The 255-nt window shown below is 52.5% G+C and carries 1 rRNA gene; it reads left to right on the forward strand.

Annotation, left to right across the window (positions count from 1 at the left end):
- A 16S ribosomal RNA gene (locus QMG30_RS24925) occupies positions 1-255 on the forward strand; the annotation flags it as partial.

Consider the following 255-nt stretch of genomic DNA (forward strand, 5'->3'; position numbering starts at 1 on the left):
CGTAATTGAAACTTTCCTTCGGGACAGAAGAGACAGGTGGTGCATGGTTGTCGTCAGCTCGTGTCGTGAGATGTTGGGTTAAGTCCCGCAACGAGCGCAACCCTTATCTTTAGTAGCCAGCAAGTAACGTTGGGGACTCTAGAGAGACTGCCGGGGACAACTCGGAGGAAGGTGGGGATGACGTCAAATCATCATGCCCCTTATGATTTGGGCTACACACGTGCTACAATGGCGGCGACAAAGGGAAGCGAAGTG

Origin of the sequence: Vallitalea longa, from assembly GCF_027923465.1 — a bacterium.
Lineage (GTDB): Bacteria > Bacillota > Clostridia > Lachnospirales > Vallitaleaceae > Vallitalea > Vallitalea longa.